This window comes from Borrelia miyamotoi (assembly GCF_019668505.1).
Classification (GTDB): Bacteria; Spirochaetota; Spirochaetia; order Borreliales; family Borreliaceae; genus Borrelia; species Borrelia miyamotoi.
Map to the genome: position 1 here is coordinate 99,486 of NZ_AP024371.1, position 22,596 is coordinate 122,081.

The 22,596-nt window shown below is 29.1% G+C and carries 26 protein-coding genes; 3 read left to right on the top strand and 23 right to left on the bottom strand.

Annotated features, from left to right (window positions below):
* Window positions 1-3: 3 nt before the first annotated feature.
* Window positions 4-573 (top strand): hypothetical protein, encoded by a 570-nt coding sequence (locus tag K5Q05_RS00490; protein ID WP_025444008.1) that lies wholly within the window; start codon window positions 4-6, stop codon window positions 571-573.
* A gap of 2 nt (window positions 574-575) precedes the next feature.
* Here K5Q05_RS00490 and K5Q05_RS00495 read toward each other — a convergent pair whose 3' ends face one another.
* The 7 genes from K5Q05_RS00495 to K5Q05_RS00525 form a co-directional block, all read right to left on the bottom strand.
* The gene (locus K5Q05_RS00495) at window positions 576-1,166 is read right to left on the bottom strand and encodes a phosphoribosyltransferase (RefSeq protein ID WP_025444007.1); all 591 of its coding nucleotides are present in this window, start codon (window positions 1,164-1,166) and stop codon (window positions 576-578) included.
* A 303-nt stretch (window positions 1,167-1,469) separates the two neighbouring features.
* The gene (locus K5Q05_RS00500; protein WP_025444006.1) at window positions 1,470-2,921 is read right to left on the bottom strand and encodes a trypsin-like peptidase domain-containing protein; all 1,452 of its coding nucleotides are present in this window, start codon (window positions 2,919-2,921) and stop codon (window positions 1,470-1,472) included.
* Window positions 2,922-2,978: 57 nt separating this feature from the next.
* Window positions 2,979-3,731: a type I methionyl aminopeptidase gene (gene map / locus K5Q05_RS00505; protein ID WP_025444005.1), complete on the bottom strand. Its 753-nt coding sequence runs from the start codon at window positions 3,729-3,731 to the stop codon at window positions 2,979-2,981.
* Between the two features lie 4 nt (window positions 3,732-3,735).
* Window positions 3,736-5,391, bottom strand: a complete 1,656-nt coding sequence (locus K5Q05_RS00510) for a tetratricopeptide repeat protein (RefSeq protein ID WP_025444004.1) — start codon at window positions 5,389-5,391, stop codon at window positions 3,736-3,738.
* Window positions 5,378-5,812 (bottom strand): transcription antitermination factor NusB, encoded by a 435-nt coding sequence (gene nusB / locus K5Q05_RS00515; protein WP_025444003.1) that lies wholly within the window; start codon window positions 5,810-5,812, stop codon window positions 5,378-5,380. Before nusB ends, K5Q05_RS00510 begins: the two co-directional genes overlap by 14 nt.
* Window positions 5,813-5,836: 24 nt before the next feature.
* Entirely contained in the window at window positions 5,837-6,847 is a 1,011-nt protein-coding gene (locus K5Q05_RS00520) for a peptidylprolyl isomerase (RefSeq protein ID WP_025444002.1), read from the bottom strand.
* Between the two features lie 93 nt (window positions 6,848-6,940).
* Window positions 6,941-8,134, bottom strand: coding sequence for a thiolase family protein (locus K5Q05_RS00525; RefSeq protein ID WP_025444001.1), 1,194 nt, complete (start codon window positions 8,132-8,134; stop codon window positions 6,941-6,943).
* A 188-nt stretch (window positions 8,135-8,322) separates the two neighbouring features.
* On the opposite strand from K5Q05_RS00525, the gene K5Q05_RS00530 reads away from it, so the two are divergent.
* Window positions 8,323-9,678, top strand: a complete 1,356-nt coding sequence (locus tag K5Q05_RS00530) for a hypothetical protein (RefSeq protein ID WP_025444000.1) — start codon at window positions 8,323-8,325, stop codon at window positions 9,676-9,678.
* Between the two features lie 52 nt (window positions 9,679-9,730).
* Here K5Q05_RS00530 and dnaB read toward each other — a convergent pair whose 3' ends face one another.
* The 6 genes from dnaB to K5Q05_RS00560 all read right to left on the bottom strand — a co-directional run bounded on the left by dnaB (window position 9,731) and on the right by K5Q05_RS00560 (window position 14,894).
* On the bottom strand, window positions 9,731-11,116 hold the full coding sequence (gene dnaB, locus K5Q05_RS00535; RefSeq protein ID WP_025443999.1) for a replicative DNA helicase: 1,386 nt from the start codon (window positions 11,114-11,116) through the stop codon (window positions 9,731-9,733).
* A gap of 17 nt (window positions 11,117-11,133) precedes the next feature.
* A complete protein-coding gene (rplI, locus tag K5Q05_RS00540; RefSeq protein WP_025443998.1) occupies window positions 11,134-11,628 on the bottom strand; it encodes a 50S ribosomal protein L9 in 495 nt (164 codons plus the stop codon).
* A gap of 13 nt (window positions 11,629-11,641) precedes the next feature.
* Window positions 11,642-11,932, bottom strand: coding sequence for a 30S ribosomal protein S18 (gene rpsR / locus K5Q05_RS00545; protein WP_025443997.1), 291 nt, complete (start codon window positions 11,930-11,932; stop codon window positions 11,642-11,644).
* 12 nt (window positions 11,933-11,944) lie between these two features.
* On the bottom strand, window positions 11,945-12,385 hold the full coding sequence (locus K5Q05_RS00550; RefSeq protein ID WP_025443996.1) for a single-stranded DNA-binding protein: 441 nt from the start codon (window positions 12,383-12,385) through the stop codon (window positions 11,945-11,947).
* Window positions 12,386-12,396: 11 nt separating this feature from the next.
* On the bottom strand, window positions 12,397-12,798 hold the full coding sequence (rpsF, locus tag K5Q05_RS00555) for a 30S ribosomal protein S6 (RefSeq protein ID WP_025443995.1): 402 nt from the start codon (window positions 12,796-12,798) through the stop codon (window positions 12,397-12,399).
* 407 nt (window positions 12,799-13,205) lie between these two features.
* The gene (locus K5Q05_RS00560; RefSeq protein WP_025443994.1) at window positions 13,206-14,894 is read right to left on the bottom strand and encodes a PTS transporter subunit EIIC; all 1,689 of its coding nucleotides are present in this window, start codon (window positions 14,892-14,894) and stop codon (window positions 13,206-13,208) included.
* 241 nt (window positions 14,895-15,135) lie between these two features.
* Between K5Q05_RS00560 and trhA the strand changes: the two genes are divergently transcribed.
* Entirely contained in the window at window positions 15,136-15,825 is a 690-nt protein-coding gene (trhA, locus tag K5Q05_RS00565) for a PAQR family membrane homeostasis protein TrhA (protein WP_025443993.1), read from the top strand.
* Window positions 15,826-15,863: 38 nt separating this feature from the next.
* On the opposite strand, the gene rseP is transcribed toward trhA, so the two are convergent.
* The 10 genes from rseP to K5Q05_RS00605 all read right to left on the bottom strand — a co-directional run bounded on the left by rseP (window position 15,864) and on the right by K5Q05_RS00605 (window position 22,578).
* Window positions 15,864-17,150, bottom strand: coding sequence for an RIP metalloprotease RseP (gene rseP, locus K5Q05_RS00570; RefSeq protein WP_025443992.1), 1,287 nt, complete (start codon window positions 17,148-17,150; stop codon window positions 15,864-15,866).
* A gap of 18 nt (window positions 17,151-17,168) precedes the next feature.
* Window positions 17,169-18,074 carry a phosphatidate cytidylyltransferase gene (locus tag K5Q05_RS00575; RefSeq protein ID WP_084821508.1) on the bottom strand — a complete coding sequence of 302 codons (906 nt, stop codon included), beginning with the start codon at window positions 18,072-18,074 and terminating at the stop codon, window positions 17,169-17,171.
* Window positions 18,022-18,714, bottom strand: a complete 693-nt coding sequence (gene uppS, locus K5Q05_RS00580) for a polyprenyl diphosphate synthase (protein ID WP_025443990.1) — start codon at window positions 18,712-18,714, stop codon at window positions 18,022-18,024. The genes K5Q05_RS00575 and uppS overlap by 53 nt, the downstream gene beginning before the upstream one ends.
* A 4-nt stretch (window positions 18,715-18,718) precedes the next feature.
* Window positions 18,719-19,273: a ribosome recycling factor gene (gene frr / locus K5Q05_RS00585; RefSeq protein ID WP_025443989.1), complete on the bottom strand. Its 555-nt coding sequence runs from the start codon at window positions 19,271-19,273 to the stop codon at window positions 18,719-18,721.
* Between the two features lie 35 nt (window positions 19,274-19,308).
* Window positions 19,309-20,148, bottom strand: a complete 840-nt coding sequence (gene tsf, locus K5Q05_RS00590; RefSeq protein WP_025443988.1) for a translation elongation factor Ts — start codon at window positions 20,146-20,148, stop codon at window positions 19,309-19,311.
* Between the two features lie 4 nt (window positions 20,149-20,152).
* On the bottom strand, window positions 20,153-20,935 hold the full coding sequence (gene rpsB, locus K5Q05_RS00595; protein WP_025443987.1) for a 30S ribosomal protein S2: 783 nt from the start codon (window positions 20,933-20,935) through the stop codon (window positions 20,153-20,155).
* 100 nt (window positions 20,936-21,035) lie between these two features.
* Window positions 21,036-21,164, bottom strand: a complete 129-nt coding sequence (locus K5Q05_RS04250) for a hypothetical protein (protein WP_255315109.1) — start codon at window positions 21,162-21,164, stop codon at window positions 21,036-21,038.
* A gap of 41 nt (window positions 21,165-21,205) precedes the next feature.
* Window positions 21,206-21,364, bottom strand: a complete 159-nt coding sequence (locus tag K5Q05_RS04255; protein WP_232515456.1) for a hypothetical protein — start codon at window positions 21,362-21,364, stop codon at window positions 21,206-21,208.
* 154 nt (window positions 21,365-21,518) lie between these two features.
* The gene (locus K5Q05_RS04340) at window positions 21,519-21,797 is read right to left on the bottom strand and encodes a hypothetical protein (protein ID WP_025443985.1); all 279 of its coding nucleotides are present in this window, start codon (window positions 21,795-21,797) and stop codon (window positions 21,519-21,521) included.
* A 13-nt stretch (window positions 21,798-21,810) separates the two neighbouring features.
* Complete coding sequence (locus K5Q05_RS00605; protein ID WP_051480317.1) at window positions 21,811-22,578, bottom strand: hypothetical protein; 768 nt, start codon at window positions 22,576-22,578, stop codon at window positions 21,811-21,813.
* Window positions 22,579-22,596: the final 18 nt, after the last annotated feature.

Here is a 22,596-nt window from a genome sequence, read left to right on the forward strand (position 1 = left end):
CAAGTGCAAGTAAAAATCTTATGTAAAATATTATTAATGACATCAACATTAATGTTATTCTCAAATGAACAATTAGGTAATAATTTAAAACCAGTTTCAAATGTAAAAGAAGCAATCATAGGTAAAAAATCAAGCCATCAATGTTGTAGTAAAGAAAAAACTAAGATTAATAAATCTCATATAACAAAATATCCACAAAAAAAAGAAATTCATAGTCGCAATATTATAAAGAAAAAACATAAAAATCCACAAACGAATAAAAAACAAAACATCAAAATACCTATAAATAATATCGTACAAATAAGGAAATCGGGTAAAATAAATTACCCCCACAATAAAATCAATACACAATCATCAAAAAATTCAAAAAAAAATATACGGTACAATATTAAAGTTTACCCAACCCATGAAAAAGAGAAATTCACAAAACTAAAAGAGATAAATAAAATAAATAAAAAAATAAAAAAAGATTTTGCTTTAATTGGGCCAATTCTAGAAGATCAACTAGATAAAATAACAAAAGTATTATACATCAAAGGGTATAATGAACTGGAATACATAAGAATCGACTAAAATTAAAGCTTTTTTGACAAAAATTTTAGAATATCATTTAACTCATCATCTAAATTAATAAAACTCAGTTTATACTCATTTTCTGATAAACCTATTAACTCATGATTACTGTAATGGATCCAAGTATTTATATCATCTTCACTTGAATATTTATTAACATAATAATCCGGCTTATAGTTCACACATCTACGCTCTTTATAATCATAAACAGCAATCTTAACATTTTTACTATCTATGCCTCTTTTCAACACCTCGTCTCGCAAATAAATAATTGTACGCCCAGTATCAAAAATATCATCAACAAATAACACATTATCTCCTACCCTTAAATATTTTGGATCATAAGTCCATCCATCTATCATTATTTCTTTTTGATGATTTGAAATATCATACGATCTTGCAACAACAGCAGCATAAAGAAGAGGCTTTTCCAGCTTAATAAATTTAAAAAATTCACTAATAATATTACCAAGATAAGCACCGCCTCTTAAAGAAACATACATAATATCAGGAATGAATCCATCTTTATAAATTTTATAAGCAAGCTTAAGACCATTTATTCTTATATCTTCATAAGAAACGAATTTTTTCATCAATATAACACCCCAAAATATATAAAAATCAATATTTAATTAAAACGCATTACTCATTTTAATTAAAACTAACATACTCAATATTCCTAAAAACATTTAAAGTTTTAGCTAAAAATTACCTCTATCTAAAACTTTAGCTAAATTAAATTAAACATATATTATTTATATTATTAAAAATATTAAGAACCCTCAAAACATAACACAAAACTATTAAACTAAAAATCTCTCAACAGGCTTAAAGATATGCATATCTTTAAGCCTTATTACTGATAAAGTCCATTCTTAAAAAAATACTATAACAGTTTAAAAAGATACTTTAACAGTTTTACCCTTTCTTAAAATACTATAAACATTCTTCTTAAGCTCAACAGCGTCATAAAAATCTCTTAAGCTTTGAATGCTCTTTGAATTAACAGCCGTAATGACATCCCCTGTAAAAATTTGAGATTTCTCAACTAAACTTGAGTCAATACTGTCCACAACAACACCATTAATCCAATTTCTCAAACCAAGTTGACCCCTAACTTCATTAATTAAAGGATAAACAGTAAACCCTGGTATCAACTTTAAATTTGGCATAATTTCTTTTTCATTGCTTACCTTGGGTTTAGCACTAAGTTCAATTTCAATATCCTTTTTTTCTTTTCCTCTTAAAACTTCAACTTTAATTTTCTCCTGTGCATAAAAATCGTTAATATATTGCCTAACATCATAGGCAAAGTTCATTGGAACACCATTTATCTTGCTAATTATATCACCTGGTCTAAGCCCTGCTTTAAAAGCGGATGTACCCTCATAAATACCTGAAATAATTGCTAATGAGATAGAATCATCCTCCTTATAACCTAAGCTTTTAAGAATTTCTGGGTCCTTACTTTTGATAGAATTAAAAGAAACTCCAATCCAAGCTGACTCAGACTTCTTGCCGCTCATTAAAACATCAATAACACTTTTTGCATTATTAATAGGTATAGCAAAACCAAGTCCAATACTGCCCCCCGCAGAACCAGCAGGAGAATATATCCAAGCATTTATCCCAATAACTTCTCCTCTAATATTTACAAGAGGACCACCAGAATTACCACGATTAATAGCAGCATCTGTTTGAATAAACGAATTTCTTGCCTTCAAATTAGGATTTGCTGAACGATGAAGACCACTTATAATACCCGCAGTAACTGAAAAACTATAGTTATGAGGATGCCCAACAGCTATAACCCAATCCCCTACCTCAAGTTTGTCACTATCACCAAGTTCAGCTACTACAATATCTGCACCATTAGCCTCAAAACTAATGAGCGCAACATCTTTCTTATCATCCATACCTACTAGCTTTGCTCTATAAGTATTATTAGCATAAGTTACAATATCAAATTCAGTAGCATCATCCACAATATGACTATTTGTAAGCGCATAAAATAAATTTGATTTCTTAGAATCTTTCCCAATAACTACTCCAGAACCAACTCGATATGTCTTTCTCTCAATATTAAGTCCCGGCACATCAAATAATAAGAAAAAAGGATCCCGAACTCTAGATACCCCAGCATTAGCATAAACTTCCACAGTTGACGGTAAAATTTTCTTAGATACACTTTTAAAGGAGTCTTGAAGAGACTGCACAGTATCGTTGCTTTTTTCCTGTGCAAAAACAATAGTATTTTTATCAGACCCTAAATAATGTATTCCAACAAAAAATCCAGTAGCTAAAGCTAATAAGCTAGCAAAAAACACAGAAACAAAATTTTTCTTCATTTTATACACCTCCATAATATAAACCAAATCTTTTAAATAACATTTAACTAATACCTACTAAATTTTGCTTAAAATCAAAGGCCCCCCATCAACAACAGCAACAGTATGTTCAAAATGAGCAGAACAGCTAAAATCAGATGCAAATACTGTCCAACCATCATTTTTAAGAGAAACTTTATGTCCCTTTAAATTAACCATCGGCTCAATGGCTAAAACCATACCTTCCTGAATTCTAATATTTTTAAAAAAAGGCTCATAATAATTTGGAATGCTTGGTTCTTCATGCAAAGCAAAACCAACACCATGTCCTGTATATTCACGAACAATTCCAAAGCCAAATGGTTTGATATAATTTTCTATAGCTCTTGAGATATCTAAAATTCGATTACCAACTTTCATTTCAGCAATTCCTTTATAAAGAGAGACTTCCCCCACTTTCAATAATTTATCAACCTCAGAACTTACTTTACCCACCTTAAAAGTCTTAGCCATATCACTATAAAACCCATCTAAAACAACTCCACAATCAATACTAACAACATCACCCTCTTTAAGTTTTCTTGCTCCAGGAATTCCATGAATAACTTCTTCATTCACAGAAGCACAAATAGCTCCCTTAAATCCATTATATGCTTTAAAAGCAGCTTTACCCCCATTCTTAGTAATAAAATCACTAGCAATCTTATCAAGCATCCTAGTGCTAACTCCAGGAACAATATTTTTTTCAATTTCTAAAAGAGTCTGCGCCAAAAGTACTGCTGATGCTCTAATTTTTTCAATCTCTTCCCTAGATTTTAATCTTAACTTCAAAAATTCAATTCCTTTCTTTAAGCATCTCTATCATATTAATATAAAGCTTACCTTCATTAATCTCGTAAAAAGAATAAGAAGTCAAAATGGATTCCCGTCCATTTTCAAATTTACCTAAATAAAGATAATTAATTCCACGCTTTAAATACATTTTCGCTATATCCTCACGTTCTTCCAAAGTCATTTTACTTTTATCATCAAGGTTAAAAGGTATAAAAGAAACTGTTTTATCAAAATATTCTTCAGCAGCTTTATAATCTTTTTGATAAAATTTTAAAACGCCAAGATTATAATACACTCCATATAAATACTTTCCCACTTGATTATCAAAAATTACTTTCTCTGCAACATGTAAATCTTGTTTAAGAAAAAAATAATAAAACCTATAAAAATAATACCAATCTTGAACTTCATTAACAGGATTATAAATCTTAAAAAATAAATCTAAATCTCTTATATCAGAATAAAGAAGCAAATTCCAAGCTAAAAGCTGCGCAATATCACTACTACAATTTGACCTGTAAAATAAACGCCACAAAAAAGACTTTTTAGCTTCATAATTAAAATTCGAATAATTCAATACAAAATAAAGTTTAAAAAACAAAGGATTATCCTTATACTTTCTTACAATTTCATTTGCATTAAAATAATCACTAGCTTCAAAATAAGTATTGGCCAAATAATAACTCATCATTTCATCATCTTTAAACCTTTCATTAGCCTTATTTAAATAGGCAATAGCTCGCTTAAAGTCATTTTCCTTTTTAGCAATAAATGCCAGTCCAAGATATACCATCATGCTATAATCAGGAAAATCAGTATAAAGTCTTAAATATTCAATCTTAGCATTATTAATATCACCCTTCTTTAAATAAGCATCTGCCAGTAAAAACATCAAACTTGGCTCACTATTATTATTAATAAGCTTAAGATTGTAAATAGTCAAATCCAAATTATTAAGACCATAAGAAATATGGGCAAGCTCCCTAGCAAAATCTTTATCTTCCTTTATTTTTGAAAGTATTCTTTTGGCAGAATCGAAATCCTTTCTCTCTATATATAAAAGCATTGCATTAATTAAAAATGCATTATTCTGAAGACTTAACCCTATAGTCTCAAAAGCAAGAGCATCTCTTTCTTGCTCTATTCTGATTAAAAAATTTTTAATATCTTCTCCCTTATAACTTAAAGTCAAACTTTTAATAAAAGCCTCATCGTACAAATGCTTATATTCCTCGTATCCCAGAAGGTACTGTTTCGCAATATCATAAGCCTCCAAAACATCGCCTACTTTAAGTTTCGAATATACCTCAAGTGCCCTAAGCTTTAAATTCCCTGGCAAATTTTTAACGCCCAGAGCTAAAATATCTCTCATCAACAAATAATTCTTAACTCTGACAGAATAAAGCCTTGCCCTTTTGATAAGAGAAAGCCAATTGTATTCGGTATCAGCATAATAAGAGCAAAATATTATTGCCTTCTCAGCACTATCTAAATTTCCCTTTAACAAATAATCATCAACTTCTGCAATAAGTTCATTAAAATCCCGCTTACCCTTTAAAAAATATAAAACATATGGATTAAAACTTAAGTAAACAAAAACTGAAATAAAAAAGATCAAAAATAAAACAAGAAATAAAAATACTTTATTTACTTTCAAACGAGCTCTCCATATTTTTTAACAAAGCATCAAGTATACCATTAATAAATTTATAAGAATTTTTACTACCATACTTTTTGGCAATTAAAATAGCTTCATCTATTATAACCCTCTTGGAAACTTCCAAATTCTGGAACTTAAGTGAATATACACTCATCCTCAATATGGCAAGATCAACCTTATCCATGCGATCTAAACGCCAATTAAAAGAAATATCACTAATTAATTTATCAATAGATTCTAAATTATCATAAGTACCATTAACCAAAAAAGAATAAAATAATTTCAATTCTTCTTCTAAATCCACTACATGATCTTCAAGACTAAGAATATCATAAATATCATCCCTTGCCTTACAATTAATATCAATACTGTAAATCTTTTGAAAAGCTAAAACTCTAGCCTTATGTCTTAAATCCATAGCTAATATTATAAATGCTCTTTTTTACTTTAAACTAGAATCCAAAATTTGTATACTAGCAGATTTATTTAGTTTATCATAAATCTCTTGTTGTACCTTAGCAACAATCTTTTGCTGATTAACATTAATCATATTATTCTTTATGGCATCTTTCACAGTCATATCTACATTAGGCGATATTTTATCTTTAAGATCCAAAAATCTCTGAGAATATGCTTCAGTAATTTTGACTATATGAAAACCCTCTTTTGACGATATTGGTTGAGAAATATCTCCCTTACTAAGCTTAAAAACTTCTTTAATAAAATCTAATCCAAGCACATTTTGTGCACTCTGATCACCTCTTGCCAAAAATCCAAGATCACCATTTTTAGCCTTAGAACCCTCATCACTTGAATATTTCCTTACAGCCTCCTCAAAGGTAATCTTTTTCGATTTTATCTGATTTGCAATATCCTTTGCCTTTGAAAGAAGCTCTGACCTCTTTTTATCTTTTGAAGAAAAGAAAATATGACTAATTCTTGCTATATCAGGATTAACAAATTTAGTTTTATTAGCCTCATAATACTCAATTATTTCTTTTTCGCTTGGCACTTTTATTTCTGAAAATTTAGGCTGAGCTATCTTCAAAATCAATTTTTGTGCAGAAAGTGACCTCTTCATTGAAGATAAAAGCTCATTCCAATTAGTACCCTGACTTTCTACCATTTGTTTAATCTGATCATCTGCAAGACTTGCAAGTCCAAATTGAGCTTTAATTGTCTGAATAACTTCCTCATCTGCAATTTTAATTCCTTGCTTTAAAGCCTCTTGAGAAAAAAGAACATCAGCTATTAAGATCTGCAAAACTTGCTTTTTCTCAACATTACTTAAATCTCTACCTTGTGTCTTTTTTAATGTATCTAATTTAGCATCAAATTCTGTTTTAGTAATAATTTCGTTATTATGTAAATTGATAATTACAATAGGACTATTTTGAGCAAAAGAAGTTATTCCTACAACAAAAAATAACAGAAAACATAAAAAATTACTCATAAAAATCACCTTCATATCGATAATCGCTCTAAATCACTTCATCAAATTTTAACAAAACATTTAATTTAAATCTAGTTTAAAAATAAATACTCTTTACCTATACAAGAAAGCAGCTATACCCTGACCACCTCCAATACAAAGAGATGCAATGCCTTTTGATTTATGATTCACCCTTATAAGACGTGCAAGAGTTAATAAAATTCTTGCACCACTAACTGAAAACGGATGGCCTAATGCAATAGCTCCACCATTAACATTGACAATACTATTATTTATGCCAAATTTTTGATGTAAAGCTTTCAAAACACTTAAAGATTGTGCTGCAAAAGCCTCATTTGTTTCAATAAAATCAATTTCACTTGGAGTTAAGCTAAATTTCTTTATAATCTCTTCAATAGCAAGGTAAGCTCCAAATCCCATATAAAGAGGGTTTAATCCTACACTTTTAAAACCACCAATATAAGCTAAAGGTTTTACTCCCATCTTTTTAACAAAATCCTCACTTGCCAATATTAAGAAACAAGCCCCATCATTTAAACTAGAAGAATTACCGGCAGTCACAGTCCCTTTTTCTTTAAAAACAGGTTTTAAAGAAGAAAGTTTTTCCAAACTTAAATTATCTCGTATCTCTTCATCACTGCGTATAACATTTTTAAGTTTTGTCTTTTTATCAAAAACTGACAGTGGATATATTTCATCGTCAAAATATCCGCTATCTCTTGCTGAAATGGCTTTCATATGAGAATTATATGCAAACTGATCCTGCATTTCTCTTGTAATTTCATACATTTCTGCCAAATTCTCTGCCGTAAGTCCCATCACAGTACTACTTGGAGTATCAACTAAGGCATCTTTATATATTGAGTCTTCTATTTTAAAGTCCCCAAATTTTAAACCATCAAATCTGATAGCCCTTGGCATAAGATAAGGCGCATTACTCAAATCCTCTACACCACCAGCTAAAACAATCTCACTATTCCCAAGAGCAATAGAGTTAAAAGCAAGTTCCAAAGATTTAAGTCCGGAACCACAAACTTTATTTACGGTGAAAGCAGGAATAAGTTCATCTAAATCCGCCTTCAAAGCAATTTGTCTAGCAATATTTTGACCAAGTCCTGCTGAAATTACATTCCCAATAATAACTTCATCCACTTTATCAATATTATTTTTCTCAAGCAAAGCTTTCATAATATCTGCGGATATATCAACAATATTAATTCCCTTTAACGCCCCACCAAACTTAGTAATCGGAGCTCTAAGTCCATCAATAATTGCTATTTTTTTCATGCAAAACCTCAAACAAAAATAATTTAAACCATATAATGCAAAAATATAGTTAGAAAAAAAACAAAATATAAAATATTATAAATGATTTGATAAAAATTATCACTAATAACATTAATTATTGAACGTATATCAAATAAAATGATATATTGATGAGGATAAGATACAACTTATTAATATAAGTTCATCAAATGTGTTTAGCAAAATTTAATCTCAAGATAATAATTATGATGATTGTAATAAACTCTTATGCCTACAATTATTTAATAAAATATCAAAATGATGGAATTAACAAATACTACTTTAATAACTTAAATGATTGTCTTGGGTTTACATTCTGTGACTTTTTCGATGATCTCAGAAGTGGCTCCTTAATATTTACCTACGAATCAAAATATAACTTTATAATAAATGCAGAATCACATATGTTAACGTTTAGAGGATACAAAGATACTCCTGAAGAATTAAGAAAAAGAATCGATCTTTTCGAAATTGACTTTATGTATTATTTTTCATACTTAATAAGATCAGAAACACAATATTTTGGAAACATTGATATAGGCATTGGTATGAAAAACTTACTTTACGGAAACTGGGGTGGAACCCTAGCACAAAAAGCAGTGCATTTTGTTCTAAAACAATTGCGACCAATGCCTAAAAATTATGAAAATTATAATTACAGAGGTTTTTTAAGTGCAGCAATAAACTATTCACATATGAAATTTTTAAACATCGAAAATTACATAGACCTATCTTATTTTGCAGACTATTTTTTCAAGACAAGCATTGCAATGAATTTTAGAAATAAATCTATTGGACTTGAAGCACAAATCTTCTATCAAACTCAAAGTAAGATAAACAATATAGAAACATATTCAAAAATACAAGAAGCAGAAACTGGTATTGGAATTCAATATAGACTTCATTCTAAAAACTTTTTCACAATAAATAATCTTATTATAAAAAATTTTTCAAATAAGGAACAATTTTTCAGTGTGGGGGGATTTGGCATAATTTTCACTGAAGAATATGAAAGTATGTCGGAACATAGCTTATATACTCTAAACCAAAACTTTTCCCTTGGATATGACATCATGAGCCCATTACAAACTAGAAATTCAATATATTATAAAATCATAAATCAATTAAAATATTACTTTTCAATAGCAACAAATTATGATACCAATTTAGATCAAATAAACAATCGTACAAATAGATTTTCATCCGGCCTTATATACAAACTATTTAAAAAAGATCTATTAGTATTATACATATCTTTTGGAATAACCTTATCTCATAATAGAGATAATAAAGATATAAAAGCCATTTACAGACCAATAAAAATAAAAGACACAATACAAACAGGATTTGAAATTGAAACTGGAATATCAATAAAAACAATCCGATATAATCAAATAATGTACGACATAAAAATATTTACAAAAACGATTTATTCTCCAATTGTTTACAACATAGGAAATAATACTTTAGAAGCACATAGATTAATTCCTAACTACTTTGGAATAGGCATAGAAATCACACCATAACACTTTATTATAAATTCAAGCAATTCTATTCTAAAAACACCAAGCTATAAAGTTAATAATCACGCTCATGTTCTTTATTAACAAACTTAACAACATGTGGCAGAAATAATACATCAGCTCTGCCCGTTGGCCCATTTCTATGTTTAGCAACAATAACCTTGGTATCAATAGCACTTACCACTAACTCATCATCAGAACCACTTTTTAAGTCCTTATCTCTATGAAGTAAAATAACAACATCCGCATCTTGCTCTAATGCTCCAGATTCTCTTAAACTAGCAAGATTGGGTTCACGCCCCTCAGTATCTCTTGTAAGCTGTGAAAGGGCAATAATTGGAATCTTAAGCTCTCTTGCAAGTTCTTTGAGTGCTTTACTAATTGAGGCTACCTGTTCATGCCTTGGAATATTTTTAGTTTCAAGAGAAATGAGACTAATGTAATCAACAAATATTATATCTATGCCGGAGAATCTCTTAAGCTTTCTAGCCTGCGTTGCAAGTGTTAATAAGCTAATATTAGCAGTATCTTCAATATAAAGCTCAGCATTACTAATATCATTCACAACATCATTTAGTGCCTTAATCTCATGACCAGATAAAATACCATTCTGAATTTTAAAGCTATCAATATTAGCTTGAGCTGCTATTATTCTTTTAATCAAAGCATCCGAAGTCATTTCAAGAGAAAAAAAACCTACTTTCCATTTTTTATCATTCCTTAGTGCAATACTTGATGCAATATTAAGTGCAAATGCAGTTTTGCCAATGCTAGGACGAGCACCAATAATAATAAAATCACTATCCCTAAAACCTCCAATAAGACTATCAACCTTTTTAAAACCACTTGGAATGCCAAAATTAGCTTCTCGTCTTTTCATGCTTCTCTCATATATTTCAGCATGTACTCTCTCAGCAATAACTTTTGCATGATTAAGATTCTTACTAGAATAATCTAATTCAATTGAAAGAATCTGCCTTTGAGCTTCTTCCACAAATTGATCAACTTTTTTTGTAGAATCATTCGCTAAATCATTGAGTTCTCTAGAAATTTTAGAAATATCTCTCCTAATTCGATGTTCTTTAACGATTTTTGCATAAACATTGATGGTTTTATCAGTTGGAAGATATCCTGATAGAAAACTCAAATAATCCTGTAATCCCGTTAAAGCTTTAAAATTATTTAAAAGCTGTGATTTAGGCGTCAAAGAAGATACTTCTTCAAATACAGTTATTGGATCAATATTTTCCCGCTTCTCATAAAGAGAAATCATAGCCTTAAAAATCATTTCATGATTCTGATTATAAAAATCATCTGGCTTTAGATATAAAGATGCTTCTTCCGCTTTCCCTGGATTATAGAATATACTTGAAATAACTGCCTTTTCTGCACCTTCGTTAAAAAGAAGGGTAGAGGCTGTGCCTACTGAAGTAAAAGCCACAAGCTATACCTCTTTCCTTAAACTTTCTTTTCAATACTCTTAGACTTTTTAAGATAACTTTTCTTAGCTTCCCTTTTTATCTCAACTTTAATTACAGAATTAATTCCTTCATAAAGCTTAATAGTAACATCATAAATCCCAAAAGACTTTAATGTACCATGATGTATATCTATTTTTTTTCTCTCAATCTCAAATCCAAGCTTTAAAAGCTCATCGGCAATATTTAAGCTATTAATACTATGAAACAACTTGTCACTATCATTAGACTGCATTACAAACTCTAACTTAACCTCATCAAGCTTTTCTTTAAGCTCAAGAGCCATTTTTTTTCTTACTTCTTGTCTTTTAAGTATTGCTCTCTTTTTTTGATTAAAAATATCAACATTATGTTTACTTGAAAAAACAGCAAAACCTTTTTGCAATAAATAATTTCTTGCAAAACCATCTTTTACGTCAACAACATCACCTTCTTTTCCTAGATTAATAAAATCTTCTTTTAGGATTACTTTCATAATATCTCCTTAATTATTTCTTCACAAAAGGGAGCAAAGCCATATATCTAGCTTTTTTAATTTCTAATGCAAGAGATCTCTGATGCTTAGCAGAAGTTCCTGTAATTCTCCTAGGTAATATTTTCCCTTGATCTGTAATAAACTTTTTAAGGAAATCAAACTCTTTATAATCAGGGACTCTGCACATATCACAAAATTTGCATGTCTTTTTTTTAAAAAATCTAAAATTAGGATTTTTTTTAAAACCATCCTGATGCCCATCAGTTCTTGGTTCTCTCTGATTAGAATCTACATCTTTATACATAAATTAAAACTCCTAAAAAGGTATATCCTCATTAAAATCGTTATCACAACCAATCTCTTTAAACGAATCTGGCTTCTTATCATTTTCAAAACCAATATTATTAGTAGTACCTTGAGTAGCAAGAGATGAGCCAAACATCTGAATATTGTCCACTAAAACACTGCACTTGCTTCTCTTATCACCAGTACTTTTATCCTGCCAACTCTCATATCTTAAAGAACCACTAACTACAACTTGCTTGCCTTTTTTAAGGAAAATACTAAGGCTCTCAGCTCTTCTTGAAAAAATTACACAATCAAAAAATTGTGCATAATCTACCCATTCATCATTTTTTTTCATTTTTTTATTATTAGCTAAACCAAATTTGAGAATGGCCATACCCATCTCAGTATAAGTAAGCTCAGAATCTCTAGTAAGTCTACCTGACAATACTAAGGAATTAATATCAGCCATCTAAAACCTCCTCAATTTGTTTTAGTATCAACATTACCAATAGATTCTGATGATTCTCTTTCTTTAAGATCCCTACTATCTCTAATTTCCCTAAAATTTCTTCTCTTGACCTTTTTGACATTAACTTTTTTATTAATTTTAATTAAGATCATGTATCTTAATAAATTTTTAATCAGTTTCAATTGAACTTCAAGATCTTTTAAATTGTCACTATCCATCTTAAATTCTATTATCTCATACCTACCACGTACTTGCTTCTTAATAGAATATTCTAATGCCCTCTCTCCAAGAGAATTTTCAACGACATCACTAGCATTAAAAGCTACTAACTGTTGCTTTACCTCTTCTAAAGCAACCTTGTATTCAATCTCCTCACTCTTAAATAAAAAACAACCCTCATATTTTCTTATCATTTTAACTCCTTTTGGTCTTAATCGCACCATAGATTTTTAAAAACTATGACAAAGGCTTTCAATACTACTATATCAAGTTATTATTTAAGTAATAGTATATAAAGTATATAAAAATCCCTATTTTTTTTCAATATTGAGAAAAATCTTTTTAAAAACTCCTCCAGAAGAATTGAAAATTCTAACCTACTATCCGTAAAAATTATCCTATGACAAGATATCCTTAAAGAAGGATACTTTTAACATTGAGATATAAAATACATTTCCCTTACTAATAAAACTAGAACAAACTATCCCTGCTAAAAATTTTAACTCCCTTAAAAGTATATTTAAAATAAATAAAAAAACAATTTATCTAAGATAAACCCATAACTTAAAACACACACCCTTAAATTCCCCAAATAAATCCCTTAATCATCATCCTTATTAAGCTTATAAAGCTTCCCTGTCTCTCCTTGCTTTTCAAGCTTATCATCTTCTTTCATTTCAATATATGCCTTAATTCCTTGTCTCACATTATCAGATGCAACAACAACACTAGCCTTAAAAAGCTTCTTAGGAGAATAATTTTCAATAGCTTGTTTCATATAATAAACATTCGTTCCATAATCAATCCTAATTTTATTATCAATAATAACAATATTTAAAGCACCGGTTTTTTTAAGGATATCCTCAGATATAATTTCAGAACTGAAAACTACAAAGCTTAAGTCTGTTGATATAACGTCAAACTCCTGAATATTATCAAGACCTCCAAGACCTTTAGATAAAAGATGTGCAATCCCCATTCCTTCAACCTCACCTTCACTACCCTCAAAAAATGGCTCACCAACACCAAAAATCTGAAAATCAAAATAATTATAAACCCATTTAAAAGTAAAATAATACAAAATAAAAAATGCAAATCCTAATGGCAATAAATAGATCCAACTTGTCTTCGCATGTCCTTGTAATACCCCAAACATAAAAAAATCAAAAAATCCAGAAGAAAAAGTAACTCCAACTGAAATATCAAATATATTAGCAATCAATAATGCAAACCCCGTATAAATCGCATGAACAAAATAAAGTAAAGGTGCTGTAAAAACAAATAAAAATTCTAAGGGTTCTGTGATTCCTGTTAAAAAAGCTGCAAGAGCACCTGAAAATAACAAAGATGATATTTTACTCTTGTCATCATGAATAATTCCTCTATAAACCCCGAATGCTGCACCAGGAAGCCCAAACATAATAGATAGATAAAATCCACTATTAAATCTAGAAATACCTGAATAAAACCTGGTAAGATGTGGATCTGATAGTTGAGCATAAAATATGTTTTGAATACCACCAACAACCTGACCATTAATAACTTCAGTTCCCCCCAATGGAGTAAAATTAAAAGGAAATGTAAGAATAGAATGAAGACCCAAAGGAATGAGCATCCTATTTAAAAATCCATAAAGAAAACTATCAAAATAGTTAAACTTAGCAATAAAAAATCCAAAATAAGTAATTAATGCATTAAGATATGGCCAAACCAAAACAAATGCTACTCCCAACAAAATACAAAAAGGAAAAATTACTATGGGAACAAACCGAAAACCAGAAAAAAAGCTAAAAGGCCCTGGAAACTTAACAAAACAAAATTTATTGTGTAAATATCCAACTAAAAGTCCAACTGCTAAAGCACCCAAAATGCCTGTATTTAAAGTTTGGATTCCCAGAATATTTGTTTGACCAACAGAAGACATTAAACTAGGCTCAACAAGTACTGAAAACACATCAAGAAAATAATTCTCAGTAACATTGAAAATTAAATACCCAATAAGACCTGATAGTGCAGCAAGACCCTTTTGTATTCTTGAAATCCCAACAGCAATTCCTACAACAAAAAGTAATGGAATATTTAAAATAATAATATTACTTGTAGCCTTTATAAGCCCTAAAATAACCTTAAACACAAAATTATCAATGTAAAACAAATTAGAAGGATTTGACATTGCAGAACCGATTCCAAGCATTAAACAAAAAATTGTCAAAATAGAAATTGGCAATCTTACTGCATTAGAAAACTTCTGTAAATTTGCAAATCTAAGAATCCCGCAAAAATTCATCACGCTGAGCCTCTCCATTCAAAAACTTAAAACAATAATATTATATCGTCTTTTTTAAAAAAAAGTTAGGTTTTCATAAAAAATTTAAGAAGAAAAATAAAATAACATTCATTTGACTTTTCTCTTTAAATTAAAACATTTTAACCACTTGATTTATGTCTCCTTTTGTATTAACATACCTAAAGTGAGAATAAGCATACGTCGTATGCTCAAAACATAAAGTAAAAGTATATAGGATAAGTTTATGTATAAAAAAGACAAAGAGTACAACTCATATGAATATGTAATACCTAAAAATGAATTGTTTAGCTCAATATCTCACTTATTTGGTATTATTTTATCAATAATAGGAACAACGATTCTCATTACTATATCAACTACTTCAAAAAAATATTTCCATGCAGTATTATTCCTTATCTATGGCTCATCAATGATATTGCTATATACAATGAGTACTCTTTATCATATTTTTCCGAAAAAAAGTAAAATAAAAGAACTCTTCAGAAAATTTGATCATATCTCAATATTTACGTTAATAGCAGGGACATACACACCACCTTCTTTAATTCTTTTGCCTAACTTTTATGGAAAAATCATTCTTAGCACTGTTTGGGCACTTGCTATTTTCGGGATTATTTTCAAATCAATATATGTAAACAGTCCTGGATGGATTAATGGATGCACATTCATACTTATGGGATGGATTATTATATTTGGTATTAAATTCATTTACAATTCTATTCCTATACAAGGATTTTTATGGCTAACCATTGGAGGCATTCTTTACACACTAGGAGCTATAGTATACTCAATAAGTAAAAAATTTAGCCCAATAGCAAATATGAGAATGCACGATTTCTTTCATATTTTAATCTTAATCGCATCTTTCTCTCACTTTTGGTTCATGTTAAAATATATACTTCCCATTGATTAAATATCAAGTATTCTTTATTTAAAAACAACATCAAATCATTAGCCTAAAATACTGCGTAAATCATTTACGAAGCCTAGTATAAAAAGACTCAATACCAATAAAATGCCAACAAAATAAAAGTAATAAATAAATTTTGCACTAAATCGTTTCCCTCGCAAAAGCTCAATTAAACTGATAAAAATCTGACCTCCATCAAACATTGGAACCACAAAAAAAAATAAATTCATACCAGCAATAAGCAAATTTAAAATTGCAATAGTATTAAACCAATATGAAAATCCAATAGAAGAAGAATTAACAAGAATATTCATTATTCCAATAGGACCTACAACATTTTTAGAATTATTCTTAAAATTAGAAAATAATTCAACAATGGAATACAAAATATGACCCAAAATATTTAAAACTTTATTAAAAGAATTTTTAAAAGCAACTATTAAATTATCTGTTTTAAGTACCCTTTCTAAACTAGGCAATAAAGAAATTCCTAAAATTTTCTTAGTATCTTGAAATACCAACTTTGAAGTTAAAATCTCCCCATGTCTCTCATATTTAATATTCACTACATCAACACCAAGCTTAGTGATCAAATTACTTAAATCTTTATTATTATTTAAAACTACATCATTGATACTTATTATCTTATCATTAGGTTTAAGACCTGCAATTCCAAATGGAGAATTTGCTTCAACTTTAGCAATGACAAGATCTACCCAAGGGCTAATTTCTTTTAAAAGTTTATCTAAATTCGTATACTCTTCAAAGCTAACATTCTTATTATCTCTTAAAACAGTGAAAGTCATTTTAGAATCTTTTAAAGAAACAAACTTACTTAAATCAGAAAAATATTTGATATTGTGATTATCAACTCTTAAAATAATGTCCCCATCTCTAAAGTTACTTACAACATTATTATTAATAACATTTATTTTACCAGGGTAATCGAAATAAACAATACCTACCATTTCTATCATGATAAAAATAATTAATGCCAAAATTAAATTAAAAAGAGGACCTGCAAAATATATTAATATTTTCTTAAAATGAGAAATACCAAAAATAGAATCTTTATCTGCTTCAAGCTGCCTATTGAGTTTAATCTCGTTTTCTAAGTGATCAGCTCCCTTAAGCTTACAATATCCACCTAAAAAAATAGGAGAAACTTTATACTCTGTCTCTTTTATTTTGATTTTAAAAAGGCTAGGCCCTATTCCAATAGAAAAAACTTCAACCTTAACTTTAAAAAGCTTTGCACATAAAAAATGACCTAATTCATGAATGAATATTATCAAGGTAAAAGCTAAAATATTAAGAAAAATATACATCACATTACTCCCAAAAAATTATGACAAACATAGATAAAATATAGGACCTGTTAAAAGATATGAATCAATTGAATCAAGAGCACCACCTCTACCAGGAATAATATTACCAGAATCTTTCACTCCTACACTACGTTTAAGCCCAGATTCAAATAAATCACCAATAATAGTAAAAAATCCTATTAAAATACCAAAAACCATAGCTTCTCCATAAGTCAAATTTATAAGTCCTAAAAATACTACAACTATTGCAACAATAACAGAAAACAATACGCCACCTAAAAATCCCATTATCGTTTTATTGGGACTAATAATTGTGGGTCTATAACTATTCTTTCCAAAGAAATATCCAATAAGATAGGCAAAAGTATCATTACCACTAACCATAGAGAAAAGTATTAATAAAAGAATAGGTGCCTTTGGCAAAGTAGTAATAGCAACAATAAACGATATTAAAACACCAGGATATATAAGTATGAAAATCATAGAAGTTGCCTGTAATAAAAAATCAACAATTTCATGCTCTTTAATGAAAACCAAGTTAACAATCCAATTACTAAAAACCAAAGTTATAACCAAATAAAATATTATATTTATACCCAAATCAAAAATATTAAAATGTACATATGTCAAGATTGGAGGAGCTATCCCTAAAAAGAAGGATAAAGCACTAGATAAAGAAGAAGACTTAACTCTAAGCAAATCATTAACTTCCTTTGCAGAAATTCCACTAAATATAAAAATTAAAATATTAATCAATAAATAATCCTTAAACTCAAAAAATATTAAAAATAAAATTAAAGGAACAAAAAATAAAAATGTTCCAAGTCTTGCAATAAATGCTAGTTTTTTAGGCCCAAAATTAAATAAACTTTTATTTCCCAAAATTTCTCTTCCTATTCTTAAAACATGCCAAGTCTTTAACATAATGAGAAACAGAATACTCTGGCCACAAAACATTTGAAAAAACAAATTCACAATAAGCAATTCTCCATAAAAGAAAATTACTTATTCTCATATCTCCACCAGTACGTATCAAAAGGTCAAGATCACAAAGTTCCGGATTATCCAAAAATTTGGAAAACATAAGCTCATCTAAAGTCTCAAACCTTAAACCACTTCTCAGAATTCTCTTAGCAGCTCTTACTATCTCATTTCGACCACCATAATTAATGGCCAAATTCAATACAAACCCATCAAAATTTTTTGTAAAATCAATAGCATCAATGATTGCTCTCCTTACTTCTTTACTTAAAGCTTCAATATCTCCTGATACTATTATTTTTATATTATTCTCACTATAAAACCCAAATTCAGAACTTAAATAATTGGCAATCAAAAACATTAAATATTCTATTTCGGATTTTGTTCTATTCCAATTTTCAGTAGAGAAAATATAAAGAGATAAATATTTTATGCCCAATTTAATAGAATAATGAACTATCTCCTTGGCTCTCTTTAAACCTTCTTTATGACCTTCAAAAAGCGAAAGACCTTCCTTTAAAGCCCATCTTCTATTTCCATCCATGATGATTCCAACATGCATTGGAAGGGAATCACTACTCATACACTCAAATTTCCATTATCTCTTTTGTTTTCAAATCAAAAATTTCTTCTATTTTTTTGATATAAAAATTAGTACTTTTTTGAATATCATCCAAAATCCGTCGTAAATCATCCTCAGTAATCTGAGAATCTCTCTCTTGTTTCTTAGCTCTACTATTTAATTCTTGCCTTATATTCCTAGCCGCAACCTTATATTCATCCGCAATTTTTTTTGCCTGTTTTACTATTTCTTTACGTCTCTCAATAGTCAATACAGGAACTTTAATTCTAAGTACTGAACCATCATTTGAAGGATTCATAAAAAGATCTGAATTAAGTATGGCCTGCTCTATCTTAGAAAGCAAACTTTTATCCCAAGGTTGAATTACAACAAGTCTTGCCTCAGGAATACTAATATTAGCAACCCTAGTTAAAGGGATTTTTTCTCCATAATAATCAACTGATATTTTATTAAAAAGAGTACTACTAATTCTACCTGTTCTTAAAGATTTATATTCACTCTCAAGAGATAAAATAACTTTATTCATTTTCTCATCCAATAAAGCCTTATATTCCTCCATTCAAGCCCCCTCAAAATCAAAAGAATAATAAATTATTATCCAACACTTAAATATTTAAAATCTATTATTTCTATCTCAGTCGAAATTGATTTGGCAACCTCTTCGATCTTCTCCTTAACAGTAAGTTTATCATCCTTTACAAACGATTGTTCTAAAAGAACAATCTCTCTTAAATGCTTTTTAAGTTTTCCAGATACTATTCCCTTAATTACATTCTCAGGTTTCCCACCAACTTCCAACTGTTTCATAAATATTTCTTCCTGCTCTTTGACATAACTAGGAGAAATATCATTCACACTTAAATAAAGTGGAGCAAAAGCTGCTACATGCAAAGCCAAATCCATTGCAAGACTATTTAATCTCTCATCTTCTATTTTTGAAACATTATCTACTTTTAATTTAATAAACACACCTATCTTAGATTGCTCTCCATGAAGATAACTTTTTACAATTTCATTAGATGCAATATTCGTAGTATAAATTCTATTTACATAAATATTTTCTTTTATTGTAGATGCTAAATTTTTAATTTCAAGTTCTTGATGCTCATCTAAAGAATCATTGCCACTCTCAACTAATTGTCTTATCAAAAGATTTCCAAAAGTTACAAAATCACTATTAATAGCAACAAAATCTGTTTCACATGAAACAAGCAAAAGACCTACTCTCGCTTTATTTGCATAAGAGAATACCCGTCCCTCCTTAGCATCTCTACCACTTCTTTTATCAGCTGATGCAATACCCATCTCTCTGAGCTTTTTCTTAGCTAACTCAAAGTCACCACCAACAGCATCTAATGCTTTCTTGCAATCACCAAATCCAGCCCCAGTTGCATCTCTGAGCTTTTTCACCTCTTGAGGATTAATACTACTCATATTACTACTCTCCTTTATATCCTTCTAATTCCTTTTTGTCATTCTTAACTTCAATTTGGCTCATTAAATCTTCTTCATTCAAGTTTTCAACTATCTGAATTCCAACTTCTTTATCACTTTCCAAAATAGCATCAGATATTATTTTAGTAAATAAAGCAACAGAACGAATTGCATCATCATTGCCAGGAATTGGACAGTCAATTACATCTGGGTTACAATTTGTATCAACAACCGAAATGATAGGAATACCAATCTTTCTAGCCTCATTAATCACTATTTGCTCTCTTTTAGGATCAATAATGAAAATAGCACCAGGAAGTTCTTCCATATCTTTAATTCCAGTCAAATTTTTAGATAACTTTAATTTCTCACGATTAAGTTGAGAAACTTCTTTTTTGCTAATCATCTCAAAAGTTCCATCAATTTCCATCTTTTCCAATTTTTTCAATCTTTGAACTGATTTCTTAATAGTATTAAAGTTAGAAAGCATTCCACCAAGCCATCTATTGTTAACATAAGGCATATCACTTCTTTTAGCCTCCTGCTCAATTATTTCGCTTGCTTGCTTTTTAGTTCCAACAAACAAAACTTTCTTACCACTCTTTACAATATTTTGAACAAGTTCATAAGAATCTTTGATACCTTGTAAAGTTTTTTGCAAATCCAAAATATGTATTTCATTTCTCTCTGAAAAGATAAATCTTTTCATTCTTGGATCAAGCCTTTTTACCTGATGCCCAAAATGAACTCCAGCCTCTAAAAGGCTTTTCATAGTAATAACTGCCAAAATAACCTCCTAAATCCCTCGCTTTTACTCACTACTTAAATAGCGGAAATTATATTTTCTTTAATAAGAATATCATAAAATAACCCAATTAGTAAGCTTATTATATTGAACAACTACCATTAATATATTCAATCAAAATATCTTCAACCCCATTTTCAAGACTAATACCTTCCCCAGCTTTATTTTTCCAATATCCAAACACAACATAATGATAAACAATATCTGGCATTAATTCCCTAAATTTAATAAATGAAACCTCACAAGCTTTAACTATTTTCTCTTTTTTGGAATAAATACACAAAAACTAGTTTCTACCTCAATAAACTTATGGCTATGCGCCATTATCTTACCAAAAGCTTCCTTTTCTTCTTTTATCTTGTCAACATAAACTAAGTCATTTTTCAACAGAGTATTAAAGTAATTAAGCATTTTATCCTTACCATATTTTTCAATAGCACTAACAAATTAAGAGCAGTTAGTTTCCCTGTAACACTAAATTTACCTGACTTTATCAATAATATTTAAAGCCTCTAAACCTGACTCTAGCAATAAATCTGATACAAGTGCAACATCAAAATTTGCCTTATAAATCATTTTTATTGCTCTCAGATAATCTTAATAAAAAGATCAAAACTATTGAACCAACAATTGGAAATAAATAAAATAAAATGTTTATTTGCCTATTATAATAATCGAAATAAAAAAGAGGTAGAAAAAATAAAAATAGAACCCCTCCTAAAAAACTTACCAAATAAATCAATAAAAATCTAAACTTTAATATACCAAAAACGACAACAAAAAAACTTACTATAAAAGAAATAAGAATATTGGTTAAAATTAAATGCAAAAAAAATGTTACCATATTTTTCCTTGAACTAATTCAACAATTCAAAACTATGCAAAGTACCTATGTTTACAATAACACTATACAAATCACTTTCAATAGCATTGCCTGCCGCCATAACAAAAATTACCAAATTATACTTAGGAAAAACATCTTTTGTAAAAAAGTCATTACTAATTTGCTTAAGATCAAATGGTCTCTCATCACTATCTAGTAATTTAGATTTTTTTAAAGCTTCAGAAAATTCAACGTAAAAACCATCAACAGTATAAGATCTATACACTGTCTTAACATCTCCTATAAGAGGCGCTGAAAAATCATTACCCTTCTTTATACTAAATAAAACTGAACCAGGAGTACTTTTTCTCAAGTTTCCAAAATCAAGTTCAAAATATAAAGGAAATTTTCCTTGAATCCAACTTTTGTTCAATTTCACAGTCGGTTTCCCCGAAAAATGATCATCATCCAAATTGATTTTATAAAATCCTCTTTCATTAAATGCATTAACATTATTAAAAACACTCTTTAAAGCATTAAAATCTCTTTGAACACTCTTTGTAAATCCATCAGAATGATAATTTGAACCTTCTGGATAAAATTTATAATATATATCAAAACCTTTAACCTTAGCATTATCGTTATTATCAAAATAAAAAGAAGGTAACGCAAAAGCAAGAACATCCCTAGAAGCTCTATTATCAATCTTTAGTGGAGAATCGACTAGAATTATATTATCAAGTCCACAAGAAAATATGAATAATAAAAAAACCAAAAATATATTTTTATAAAAACTTTTCATTCTAAAATAAAAAATAAA